The 13,251-nt window shown below is 39.5% G+C and carries 8 protein-coding genes; 4 read left to right on the forward strand and 4 right to left on the reverse strand.

Annotation, left to right across the window (positions count from 1 at the left end; genetic code table 11):
- Nucleotides 1-815: 815 nt before the first annotated feature.
- Entirely contained in the window at nt 816-2,066 is a 1,251-nt protein-coding gene (locus tag UABAM_RS24505) for a hypothetical protein (protein ID WP_151966752.1), read from the forward strand.
- A gap of 72 nt (nt 2,067-2,138) precedes the next feature.
- On the opposite strand, the gene UABAM_RS24510 is transcribed toward UABAM_RS24505, so the two are convergent.
- Both UABAM_RS24510 and UABAM_RS24515 read right to left on the reverse strand, forming a co-directional pair.
- Nucleotides 2,139-3,149: an AAA family ATPase gene (locus UABAM_RS24510; RefSeq protein WP_151970630.1), complete on the reverse strand. Its 1,011-nt coding sequence runs from the start codon at nt 3,147-3,149 to the stop codon at nt 2,139-2,141.
- Between the two features lie 13 nt (nt 3,150-3,162).
- Nucleotides 3,163-5,466, reverse strand: a complete 2,304-nt coding sequence (locus tag UABAM_RS24515; protein WP_151970631.1) for a caspase family protein — start codon at nt 5,464-5,466, stop codon at nt 3,163-3,165.
- A gap of 282 nt (nt 5,467-5,748) precedes the next feature.
- Here UABAM_RS24515 and UABAM_RS24520 point away from each other — a divergent pair, with 282 nt between their 5' ends.
- Nucleotides 5,749-6,117 carry a GxxExxY protein gene (locus tag UABAM_RS24520; protein ID WP_151970632.1) on the forward strand — a complete coding sequence of 123 codons (369 nt, stop codon included), beginning with the start codon at nt 5,749-5,751 and terminating at the stop codon, nt 6,115-6,117.
- 256 nt (nt 6,118-6,373) lie between these two features.
- On the opposite strand, the gene UABAM_RS24525 is transcribed toward UABAM_RS24520, so the two are convergent.
- A complete protein-coding gene (locus UABAM_RS24525; RefSeq protein ID WP_151970633.1) occupies nt 6,374-8,785 on the reverse strand; it encodes a caspase family protein in 2,412 nt (803 codons plus the stop codon).
- A gap of 255 nt (nt 8,786-9,040) precedes the next feature.
- Here UABAM_RS24525 and UABAM_RS24530 point away from each other — a divergent pair, with 255 nt between their 5' ends.
- Both UABAM_RS24530 and UABAM_RS24535 read left to right on the forward strand, forming a co-directional pair.
- Nucleotides 9,041-10,006: an ARPP-1 family domain-containing protein gene (locus UABAM_RS24530; protein WP_151970634.1), complete on the forward strand. Its 966-nt coding sequence runs from the start codon at nt 9,041-9,043 to the stop codon at nt 10,004-10,006.
- A 153-nt stretch (nt 10,007-10,159) separates the two neighbouring features.
- A complete protein-coding gene (locus UABAM_RS24535) occupies nt 10,160-11,338 on the forward strand; it encodes a M12 family metallopeptidase (protein WP_151970635.1) in 1,179 nt (392 codons plus the stop codon).
- Between the two features lie 80 nt (nt 11,339-11,418).
- On the opposite strand, the gene UABAM_RS24540 is transcribed toward UABAM_RS24535, so the two are convergent.
- Entirely contained in the window at nt 11,419-13,242 is a 1,824-nt protein-coding gene (locus tag UABAM_RS24540; protein ID WP_151970636.1) for a hypothetical protein, read from the reverse strand.
- Between the last annotated feature and the right edge of the window lie 9 nt (nt 13,243-13,251).

A 13,251-nucleotide genomic window follows, 5' to 3' on the forward strand; every position in this document is an offset into this window, starting at 1 on the left:
CCACAGAGACACAGAGAAAATTTATATTATGTTGTGATTACACTTAATAAAAGAGCATGTAAATTCGAATAGTATTTCTTCTATACAAAAGCTTAGATGATTACATCTATTCTATTTGTAGTAACAATAAAACAGAGAATAACGTTACGATGGTAATTTTTTACCTTTCTCTGTGGTTCATTTGTCGCTAGTAATAGAAAAAGACTGGGCCACATGCTAGCGTTTGTCGCTAGTAATAGAAAAAGACTGAACCACAGAGACACAGAGAAAATTTATGTTATGTTATGTGATTACACTTAATAAAAGAGCATGTAAATTCGAATAGTATTTCTTCTATACAAAAGCTTAGATGATTACATCTATTCTATTTGTAGTAACAATAAAACAGACAATAACGTTACGATGGTAATTTTTTACCTTTCTCTGTGTCTCTGTGGTTCAAAACATTCAGGAAGAGATAATCAAATACTATGAAGAAACACGTACCCAGCGTCGCAGTACGTTCTGCGCGATCGGGGCATCGTCCTGGGTTTTCGTTAAAGTACTGAGTGTCTTTGCCAACACCTTTCTTCTATACAAAAGCTTAGACGATTACATCTATTCTATTTGTAGTAACAATAAAACAGACAATAACGTTACGATGGTAATTTTTTACCTTTCTCTGTGTCTCTGCAGGAGTTTCAGTAATTAGCTAAAGATTAGAATTAACAGAAGAAAGAAGAAAGGAGAGTGATGCAACTGTTTTAATTTAATATAATTAGGGGAATTCAAAATTCAAAAATTCAAAAATTAGTTTCCTTTTTAAGGATATAAAAATGGAAACAGGAATTCCCCTGATAGATAGAGTACAAGAAATATATCCGTGGTACAAGAGTGAAGAGTATAAAAAATTGGAAGAAAGATATGGTACGAGAGTAAAAGAAACTCTAAATGAACTGATACTTTATCCAATATTTCAATTTGATAGTATTAATGATATTTCACAAACGTTACAAAAGAACAAAAACAAATATTATGATCTTTTGAAAGACAAAGATGTCGATTGGTGGCAACTAATCAAAGAAATAAGCTTTGGGCTATTAGTAACGTTCTTAAAAAAATACAGAAGCAAAAAAGAGAAATCGTCAAAGAGTCGTTGGAAAATAAGACTAATTTTAGACAGCACGATAATAAAACGCTGGGGAAGAAAAATGGCATATACATTTAACGTGTACAATCCAACAGATAGGTGCTACATGCATGCGCAAAAATTGTTATTTTTTGCTGTATGCGTAGGAAAAGATAAATTCATTTTTCCTTTAGCCCCCACTTTTATTACATCGAAACAGCACCCTAATCATGTAAGTCCAAAAGTGCAAATAAAACAGATGCTTTTAGAATTAAATAATTATGTACATGCCAACGGTCTTACTCTTGATGGGGTGCGCATGGTTACCGACTCGGAATACTCCATCATTGAAGTTATGAAACTAGCAAAGCAACTTGGTCTTGAATTCTATGGAGCATTAAAGTCTTCGTGGGTTGTTAATATCGATTCTGTTGATACTCATGTTTTAGAACTTAAGAATGGTTGTATTCCTAAGCCTCCGAAGCATAGTCATTCGATCGGTTTGTACTATCGTTTAAATGCATCGCATAACATTCTCGGCGATATTGCTCTGTTAATTAAACCCTACTTTTGCCCATTTACTCGTCGGCTTAAATATTCTGTTTTTCTCTCTTCTAACCCCAATGTTAACTCTAATGTTATACATCAAGAGCATTCTGTTAGATGGAAGATCGAAAACATGTTTCGCGACTTTAAGCATGTTCTTGCCATTGCTTCTTATCATGGAACTTATCATGTCGCACAAAATGCTTCTTTTGCCATCAGTTCTTTACGTTTTATTTTTGCTCGTCTTTCTTTGAAAGTTGCTGCTCTTTCTCCTTCTTTGCGTTGGAATATCAAAAATACTAAATTTACTCTTACTAAACTTTCTCGTTATATTCGAGATCATTATTTTCTTGATTCTAAATCATTTAAATTAAAACGGTTGCAGTACTCTCCCCTTTCTTCTGTTAGGTAACTCCTACTTATCCGACTACTACGGAAACTTCTGCTCTGTGGTTCAAAACATTCAGGAAGAGATAATCAAATACTATGAAGAAACACGTACCCAGCGTTGCAGTACGTTCTGCGCGATCGGGGCATCGTCCTGGGTTTTCGTTAAAGTACTAAGTGTTTTTGCCAATACCTCTCCTTGCTCACGCAAGCTTCCTTTTTCGTGTAAACCAAATCCGCGTAAGGTTGTTAGCCATCCTAGCAACTCAGCAGTAGCAGGTTTTTTATGCAGTCCAGCGTTGCGCACCAAATCGAAAAACTCCAACGCCTGAGAAACGAAGGTTTCTTTTTCATTGAACTCAGGTATACGCATATGAATGATCTCTTCTAGTCGCTCTTGATCAGGAAAAGGAACGTCGTAATAGACACAGCGACGTAAAAACGGATCCGGCAGCGGTTTTTCGTTATTACTGGTAAAAATAATCACAGGCTTCATCGCGCGCTCTGCGACGATCTTCTCGTGTGATAAAAATGGAATGCGAAAATACATTTGTTCGATTTCGTTAAGGATATCGTTGGGAAAATCGCGTGGTGCCTTGTCGACCTCATCAATCAGCACAATAGAACGCTGTTGCCCTGGATGTTTGAAATCTTCGGGTAGTAAAGCATCGTCTATTTTTTTTGGGCTAATTGCATGCAAAATAGCGCGTCCTAGCGCCTGGTAGTTGATGTAATTGGCGGCTTTGGTTTTTTCTCCACCGATTTGCGCTTCGTGAAAGCGTCCGAGGGTATCGTAGGTATAAAAAATCTCGTCGGAAGTACTTGTTGATTTGGTCTCAAACTTTAACGGTTCGCTCCAACCTAACTTCCATGCCAGGTAGTACGCGAAACGCGTTTTCCCTGTGCCCGCTTCCCCGGTGAGAAGAAGTGGTTGATTGAGTAACATCGCAATATCCACCGCATCGATAAGTCCAGCATCGGGAACATAGCCTTCCGGATCTTCACCCACTTCCAGATGCGAGAGTTGCATTGGTTTACGCGCATCTTCCCATTTTTGCGAGTACGGAAACTCCACTGCGGTGTTTTTTTTGCTTCTTCTTTTTGCCATTTTGTTTTACCTTTTATTTCTGATGATGGTTACATGTACAATCTGCATCGCTATCTTCGTTGATAAACAAAAACTCCCCGGTGTTTTCATATCCGGTGATCGGAAGATTCGCACGAATGTAGAGCGGTTGTTGGCCCGTTTCACCTTCGACTTTTTTCTTGATGTTGACCACCAATTGTGAAGTGTCAAGGCAATCTTGATTATTGCGCAATGCTTCGAGGAAAAAATTGATAAAAGGCGAGTGACCTTTATCCTGATATTCGTCCATCGCTTCTTGTGAAGCATTGCTCGAAGTAAAGATCTGATAACTCTTGCGCTTCATATTCTCGACGATATAACGCGATTTATGCTCTTTTTCGCGTTCAATGCCTTTTTTGCCGGAACGCGTAACGAGTTTTCCCGAATAGCAACAGTCGGCAACCACAAGAAGGTGCCCCGCTTTTTCGGCAATAGAATCGGTAAGATCCTTAAGGGTCGCATAACCAAATTCATCGTCTTGCGCCTGCCAAAATCCCTTTTTACGATTATTGATTCCTCCGTGCCCAGCGTAAAAAATGACAACAGAATCGTCCTTACCACAATCGTCGTATAGTTTTTCTAGGGCATTTTTGATGTCTTTGGTGGTCACTGTTTTTTTCTCCGCGTTATTTCCCGCAAGCACACGAATATTTTTCTCGTCAAACCCATATTTTTGCATGAGAACATGACGTAAACACAGGGCATCATTCTCCGGTGTCTTCAAATGCGACCAGTCTTTACCATCGTACTTGGTGATATAAATAATCAGCGCGCGGTAGGTGGCGGAGATCGGCTCCCAAATTTTAAGACTATTTTCATACGGCTGTTCGACAAAAATGATTTTTTTCGTTATCTTTTTCGATGTACTGCTGACCTTGTGAAATTTCAAATGCCAGGTTTTCCCCATACGCCTTACCTTGACCAAAGTACCATACTTATCGAGGATACTAAGTCCTTTCCACTTGCTTATGTTCGTACCAAATGATTCAAGATTTTGATTGGTGGCGGTTTCACGGTATAAAAACATTGGTTGACTAGCAGCAACAGGTTTTGGCCACACCGCGGTGGCAATGACAAATCCCAAAAGCAAAGAACAGAATACCGCAGCGACAATTTTCGGTGTCGGGCTTTGAGGGATACGCAAAATTTCCATACCACGAACTTCTTTGATGATATTGACAAAATCCAACATCGCGATGCGTTCGTGTTTTTCGAAAAAAGTATGACATTTTGTTTTGATTTGCTTTAATTGCTCTTCGCTAAATTCGGTCTTGTGCTCTTCAATCCACTTCAACACATCACTTTGACGTAAGGGGCGTAATTGAGGCAAAGAGTGAAATACACCGTAGTACGGCAAGTCCTTTATTTCTTCTAAAGATTTCAGTGGTCGATACTTTTGGTCTGGTGTCATTTTGCGCAACGTTAATGTATACCAAAGTTTCTTCAACGCAATTACCCAACTTGGTAGTTTGTTGTACTCAATGCACAAAAATACGCATAGCAGATTATGCCGCAACTGCGGCCATTTTTCGCGATTGAGTTTTTTTAACCAATTGTGGACTACCTCGGTACCACGCTTTTTCCAATCACGTGCTGCAACGGGAAGACGTAGCACCACCGCCTTGCGTTGCCCACCTGCCGGAGGGCATAGTTTTTTGACTTTGCGCGTTAAATGAAGTTCCGGAGATTCTACATCGTCATCTGGCCATTGCAGTGGCGGTCGTTTCCCACGATCTACAATGACATTGGTTTTTGCCGTTTCTTGTATGATATTCTCCAGTTTGCGATGTTCGACAACATCCAGGTACTGCGCACAACACTCTTCTTCTGGACCGTGCACGACGAAGAATAACGGTCGTTCCTTACTGTCCTCATTCTCACACCAATCTTCGAACAGCATGTGCATGGTGTCTGTTTGTGAATCGCGGTTGCACAAGTATGCAAGTGCACTATCTTTTTTTGGTGGTGGCGGTGAAGTTTTTACTTTTACCCGTTCATTCTGGTTAATTTCCGGTCGTTGTAGACGATTGTAAAATACCGGAGTCTGACACAATTTTTCTAACCACTTTCTGGCAAAGGGGTAGGTGGTAAATTTATCTAGCCACGGCCCAAGAAGATTTTCTTGCATTAGGTGATCTAGTAATTTTTGCCATGACTGAGCACTATCTAGGGAAATTTTGTACCATTTTTTTAGCTTGAATGCGACAAGTACCTCATGTGCTTCGTCCGCTAGGCGGTGGGTAAAAAAATCGAGTGCTAGTTGTTCAATTTCTTCGCTAGTAAGATTTTGTTGGTTCATATTGCAATTCTTTTTAAATGTGGGAGAGTTTGGTTATTGCATTGTTTATTTTAGTGAATTAATTATTTTAAGTGAAAATTGTGGGATGTCAAGTGTCAACGATTTGAGAGGTGTGTCTGAGTTTTGAGAGTCGCTTAAATGTTTGGTAGTCGCTTCCTGAATGTTTTGAACCACAGAGACACAGAGAAAGGAAATTAGGTTCTTTGGGTTTGTTTATTTCTTTGTTATAGCATTTGTTGTCGTTTTGGATGTTAGAATAAAAGCATTAAAAGGAGACAGGTTATGAACAATATTACAGGTGACATTATTGGTTGTGCTATAGAAGTACATCGCAATCTTGGGCCAGGACTTCTTGAATCTGTTTATGAAAAGTGCTTGGCTAAGGAGTTTTTTATTCGTGGAGTATCTTTTCATCAGCAAAAACAGTTGCTTGTTGATTATAAGGGACTAAAAATCGACAACTGCGAATTTCGCGTTGATTTTTTGGTTGCGGAATGCGTTATTGTAGAGATTAAAGCTGTGGAACGAGTCATTCCTGTGCATCACGCGCAAGTTATTTCTTACATGAAGCTTTCGGGATGCAAGCTGGGATTACTTATCAATTTCAATGTCACACAACTGATAAAAGGTGTGAAACGTTTTATATTATAAAATATTTTTCTGTGGTGTAAAAGTTATTCGCTTCCTGAACGCTTTGAACCACAGAGACACAGAGAAAGAAAATTTGTTGTCACTAAAACATAATCTAAGATTACCTACCAATTTCAATGTAACACAACGAATAAAAGACATAAAACGTTTCGCATTATAAAATATTTTCTCTGTGTCTCTGTGGTTCAAAACATTCAGGAAGCGACTCTCAAACATCGAAGCGATTCGCTCTTGAGCCACAGAGACACAGAGTCCTCTAGTCCTCTCCTTTCCCCTCTTTTATCTCTTTCCCTTCTTTCCCCTCTTTTATCTCTTTCCCCTCAACCTCAATAACCACACTAGCGGTAGCCCATTTCTTGTCACGTAGAGCCAGTCGAGCGCGCATTTGCTCCTCTTTACTCTTGACACCGCGAAATAGTTTTTCAAAAACAGGGTAGCTATCACTTGCCTCAGAACGCATGGCTCTTTCGCGATAGATATACAATTCATAATCACTCTCCATCACATACAGAGTCTTCTCATTTTCACTAATTTTCCAACGGTCCGCCATTTTTTCTACCTTCGCGGCAGGAGTAAACGCACATTTGTTCTTCGTAAGTACTTTACACAAGCCCGGTGAAAGCTTACCAGCAACAAGATCCTGTTTCCACTTAGAGTCGATGTCAAACAACAATTGCACACTTGGATCTAAGCTCGTTTGTGGGGCTTTCAAAAATGAACGAAAATCAAGATCATCTTCGCTTGCGATGACTTTTACTAAATGTGTTCCCGCAAAACTACGACCTTTAGGAACTGAAATTTTAAGTCCTGTGAGATCCCAATAGCTCTGTTTTTCTAGTGGACGTCCTTCTCCTTCTTGAGGATAAAGAATTTCTAACTGACTATGGACATTCATGTAAAAAACATTCAAGTACAATGCCTGATCACTATTGTTCGCAAAACGCAAAGTAAATGTATCCTGTGGAGTTATTTCTACTTCACTATCCATTTCCGTTTCGTCGTTATTAGGGAGAACATAAAAATCAAGGTCTTTGTTTTCACTTGCATAGCTTTCATAATTTAAACTCATAATGCGTTTCACCACCGCAAGGTAGTGTAGGTTTTTCTGTAGAAGTTTCTGTGCTCGTGGTAAGTCGAGTTTACCTTTGCCGATTTCCAAACTCAAAGCGACAGTATTTTCTTTGGTTTTGGGATAGAGTTCCAAGGTGTTTTTTGTGGCGTTTTGCGTTAACTCATAGTCATAGTTACTATTTTGGGCGATTGTCCACTTTCCGCTATTCGCACCTTTTTGCAGAAACTCCTGCAAACGTGTATCGACATTTTTATCGACCTTAATCGCAAAGTCACGATACTCAATTGCAGAAGCGGGTACGGCATAACCAGCATTTTTTCCCTCTAATTCCACAGCACAGCGCAATGGAAATACTTTCTTCACGCGCACTTTTTTCTTAAAAGGTCGCCCCTCATCGATATCGTCTTTTGTTTCATATAAATCAAAAAGTGTACGGCGATGAATACCATGTACCTCACCAAGATCGATGAAGTGGCTCTTGCCCTGTTTCCATGACAGTACTCCATATTGTTGTTGATCGTTGTCATCGTCACCGCCAAAAAAACTTTTTTCCTTCATACTGCCAGAAAACTTTGGCATTTGTGAGCGCCATTTATTGTACAAAAACTTGCGTTGTATAAGGTGATGGATGTCTTGGTATTGTGGATTTTTGTGGCGCAGAGTTGGTAGAATTTGTCGCAACACGTAGGTGAATCTTCCACAATGCAGGCCGTTGTCGTCGATATGCTCCCACGCAACCTCATTGTCCTTACACGCGCTGTAGGAAGCATAGCCATTTTCAATTTCATTATCGGAGTTGTGTTTTTGTGTATTTACCAGCAAATCGGCAAACATGTTTTCCGCTGGTCCGTCGCTGAGTTTGTCGCGGCTGTGGCGTCGCCCAACCAACTCATTGCGATATATCGATCCGGAATGGCACGCGTCGGTAATCAGAGTGACTTGGCACTTGAGTTTGTGAAGGAGAAGTGCTAAGAGAGTGTCAATTTCATCGTCGCGAATATCATTCTTGCCATCAGCACCGCTATCGAACATCACCCATGTTTCGTCTTTTTCGTCAGATTCATTGTCGCGCAAATCGATATCTGTTTTGATGGGAAAATTTACATCTTTTACTTGGGAACCATGACCAGAAAAATAGATCACCACGTTGATTCTTTCATCACTTTTGTTGCGCGTTTCCTGAATTTGTGCGACAAGTTCTTTAAATAAATCAAGTACCTTTCCGCGTGTTGCCCCTGAGTTTGTTACCAGTGCGCAGTTGAAATCCAATGTATTAAAAATATCGTACATCTTAATCGCATCATTTACCGCTCCCGAAAGGCTTTGTATCTCCGATTTGTTTTTGTAATCGTCAATGCCTATGAATACGGCAAAGTCATGACTTTTTTGTTTTTTGAAAGTATGAATACTTTTCGCGCACAGTTTTTTCTTGTATGCACGAAAAGCTGTGTCGACTTGTACATTTTTGTCGAGTGTTTGCGGCATTTGTGTGGAGGTGTTATCTGTACTGCGACTTTTGGGAGGTTGTTGCTGTTCATTGCATGCAATTAACAGTGATAAAATTAGGGTCAGTATGTAGAATTTTTGTTTTGGCATTTTTGGTTTTCCTTTTTGGGTTTTTGGTTTTTCGTTTTGGTTTTCCGTTTTGGTTTTGGTTTTCCGTTTTGGTTTTCGCTTCCTGAATGTTTTGAACCACAGAGGCACAGAGAAAGATTTTTAGATTTTAGAATAAGAGTGTGTTGTTATTGTTCATATTTTTTTTTGGTTGTCAATAATTTGCTTGTGTATGAAAAAAATTTGTGTGTGTGTCGTATTGAAAATAAAAACGGTACGAACAAAAAGGAGAGACATATGATTCCAGTGGGTAATTTAATATTGGTTTTGAAACAAGCACAAGCATTTCCCGGTTTGACACTGATCCCCGTGTACAATAAGGCCAACTACTATCACGAAAACATCTTGCTTGGTGATGCCGTCGCTAAGGAACAAGTGACGGTGAAGGAAATGGCAAATAGTCGTGTACAAGCACTTGAGGTTACCAGTACGCAATCTAATGTTATTTGTGTAAAAGGAACACTGTTAGAAGGTGGAGGTCAGGACCGACAAGTTGTTCGCAGTTGTATTTTAGCCAAAGGCACATCGCAAATTCCCGTACAGTGTGTACAACACGGAAGATGGAATCCGCAAGGGCAAAAGACTTTTAGTTCTGCGAAAACCATGACAACATCGTATATGCGCCACGGAAAACAAGATCAGACGCAGACATGGAATACGATTAACTCCTATGAATCTTCAACAACACGTTCTGCAACAGAGTCTTTGCGTTGTACTATGTCCATCACACTAGACAGTAAAAAGCTCATGTCGGAAACAGTGACCACTCATCGGGTTCAAGTAAACGAAACAACGCAAAATACAAGAAGTAAAGCGCGTAACATAAAAGAAAAGATCAATCCCGTACGCCCAGGGCAGGTGGGTATTTTTGCTATAAGATTTGCCGGTAGTGAAAATCAACAGCCAAAGTTTTTACTGGAAGCCGTTGCCAATCCCGTATTATGGGAACAAATGCACCATAGCGTTGTAGATAGCTTAATTTACGATGCGGCCATTTCCCATTCAGATAAAAAACCGGTGATTGATGTTCGCAAAGTGGCGGCATTCTTGAAAGATTTGCAAAAAGGAAAATGGCAAAAAGCACCTGCAGTGGGAATCGAAGATGGATGGGAACTAACTCAGTCATCCCTACGCGGAGAGGCAATCTGTCATAAGCATTTACCGATCCCTGTGCATATCATGGCAAGTGAGAATTGTATTTAGTTAGTGAGAAAACGCCAACTTAGCTATCTATTCGCCAAATTTTCTCAAAAAACGGAGTAATTTTGTTCTTGTATTGCAAAAAAAAATTTATATTATTGATTTTTTTACAAATATAAGAAATTTGATTTTTTTGCTTTTGTTTGGAGGTAAAGTATGCGTTACTTTGCGATTGTGATATTTATTTTTTTGTTTGCAATTGTAACTAGTGCTGAAGAAAAGTGGAGTTACGGCGAAGGTTACTTTGTGAAGTCTGGGAACATTTGGCGAGAATATGATGCAAATAATCGTTTTAAAGCTCAATTTACGGAATCTTTTCGAACGGGAACAACAATTACTCTTTATGATCGTTCGCGTAATATGACTCTCTACATCAAATCAAATAGTGTCTTTGTGAAGTGGCCACCCAAGTGGGGAGAAAAGGTTCTTCGGTTGTACAATGGAAATTGGGTACGTGGCTCTCATAACCAAAACCTATCCGCGCAACAAGTGCGGCAAATTCGTGAAAAAATGTGCCTTGCAGATACTGGAGTGCAAACATTTAAAGAAAGACCTAAAGAAGGTTTGGGGTTAACAGCAGACATGTACAATTTATGGCAACCGGGCGATACAATTGTTGTAAGATTTCTGGAAGGTGACTCCTTTCAAAGGAGCAAAGTGCGAGAGTATGCACAACAATGGAGTGAATGCTGTAACATTCGATTTGAGTTTATTTCTGGACGTTACAAGTCTGACATTCGCATCACATTTGATCGAGACAGTGGAAATTGGTCAAAAGTGGGTACTGTATGTCGCAAAGTGAACCAACATAGCGCCACAATGAATTTGGGTGGCGTTTATAGAGGGGCTTATGAAAAACAGATTCGTCGTAAGGTACTTCACGAGTTTGGACATGCGTTAGGCTTTAAACACGAGCATCAAAATCCGCGAGGAGGTGTTGAATGGGACGAAAAAAAAGTATACGCGGCATATAGAGATGCTCCTAATTATTGGAGCAAAAGTAGAATACAATCTAATGTTTTGCGCCAAATAAAGGATCATAATAGATTTAGATCTTCAGAGTTTGATGCTGATTCTATTATGTGCTACTATATTCCTGAAGATCTATCGCCAAGCCACGGAGGACAGGGCGGAAGTTCGTATTTATCATGGCAAGATAAAGATTTTGCAAAAAAAATCTATCCATACAGAGCCAAAAGAACAAATGTGCGCAAGCCTGTTTATGCCAAATGTTCTCGTTGCGATGGCAGTGGAACAGAGCCGGTGACTTCTTTCGTTCCGATTCCCTGTAAACGTTGTAAAGGCAAGAGACGCGTAATTATACGTTGGAAATAAGTTTGCAAATAAAACCACAGAAATGTGAGCTGCAACATATTCACATTTCCGTGGTTTTACCTAACTAGTTTACTCAGTTACTAACGATTCATTTGCAAATGACAATACAAAATCAAAAAAATGTGAATGGGCATACTAACTTCAAACAATAACATCAGCAGTGTAAAAAATATCTCATAAATATAGCCGTATATATTTTTGCGCACCTCAGGACTTTTTCCCTCATGGTTACTAACTAACTCCGCACCAACAGCCCGCGCATAGTCAAAACTAGTAAGAGACGCACTAAAAACTACAAATTGAGAGATATCGCGGTTTTGCCAATACGCACCGTATTGTTGTTTAAATTGCTTTAGATATTGAGTAAAAAATAACGCTTGGATAACAAGTGCTTGCTTTTGTTCAATGAAGTTTTGTTTGGCCGATGCTTTTTTGCGATTTTTTACATATTTTTTCCATGCGCGTTGTAGATCGCGACGGAAGTTTTGTTGGTGTAACTTGGCAATTTGCGCAGCAAAATCCTCGAAACCAGGAAATTTCCACTGTGGATTCCACAGCTTGCGAAAATGTTGCGGGGAACGATCGTTACTAAACGGTAAACCAAGAATTTTTTCTAGCATTTGTAGTATCTGTGTCCATTCTTCGTCTATCACACGTTCATGTTCGCGAATTTTTTGCAGCGCTTGCTGGTAGACAATGCGAATGTCGACTTTAAGTTCATTTTGACTTTCTTCCTGTTCATTTTCGCGCGTTAGCTGTATATTTTTCGATGTACTCTTTTTTTGACTTTCTTGTTGCTTGCGCATCTTGTTGCGCATGTAGTCAACCATAACACGCAGTACTTGTTTTTGATTTGATAATTCGAACAAGTCCGGTGGCCAACGTTTTTGCAGTTCGGAGCGTTGCTGTGGCGAAAGATCTTCCCAGTTGTCATAAACATGAAGTTTGGCATTACTGTAGTGAAAAATATAGACAATAGAGTCGCGAAAAGGTAAAAATACCATTCCCCACAACTCATTTAACTGCGATGTGGTTGTCACATAAAACGTATCATTCTCACCAAAATGACAAATTCCCAATAGATGTTCTTGGTATTGCTCATTGATTTTTTGCGCTTGTAATTGCTGTTGATCAGGAACGAAAAGATTTGTGTTATTGCGACGCAAAATATTTTCACAGTGATGCTTCAAAAACATTTGCGTTTTTTCTTTGAGTTGACTGCGATATTGTGTTTCGCTAATTTTGCGATCGAGAGTAACATGAATGGTAATGAGGTTATCGTATTTCGCTGATACGGAAAAATAGTAGAACGAGCCTGAAAATACGATACACGACAACACGATAATCGCATATAAACTCTTCGATTTTTTATCCAAACTCATACGCAACGCCGTCGTCGCAACAGGGACGGCAAAAAAATTGCACAAAAAGTACACACTCAATAGCTCAAGATAGAACCACTTGAAGACAAAACTACTATCAAAATGCTGATATACGCGAAAATACGACGCAAAACCTTCTATAATGAGTAGCAGCATAATCCACTTAATTAAACTAAAATAAGCATTTAACTCTTCCCGCGCTCGTTGACGCGAGAATAAAAAGCTCACCATTCCCGAAATAGGGTACAGCATATAGTAAAAAATAGACTTCACTGGATAGCGCATATAAAACTTCTCCAGATCATCGTAAATTTCCATCGCCTCACTAAGGATCGGAAAACGAGCAATCATTCGCAGATGTTTTTCCGAAAGCAACGGCCGCATCGCCGCTCCAACTAAAATGACAAATACCAGAGAAATCAACTCGTATTTGCCAAGCATAACTGACAACGAAACGAAAAGCACACCAATTGCTATAATAAAAACGCTAACAAACAAAAACTCCAATACACGCCACAACATAGCTTATTC

This window comes from Candidatus Uabimicrobium amorphum (assembly GCF_009002475.1).
GTDB classification, from domain to species: domain Bacteria; phylum Planctomycetota; class Uabimicrobiia; order Uabimicrobiales; family Uabimicrobiaceae; genus Uabimicrobium; species Uabimicrobium amorphum.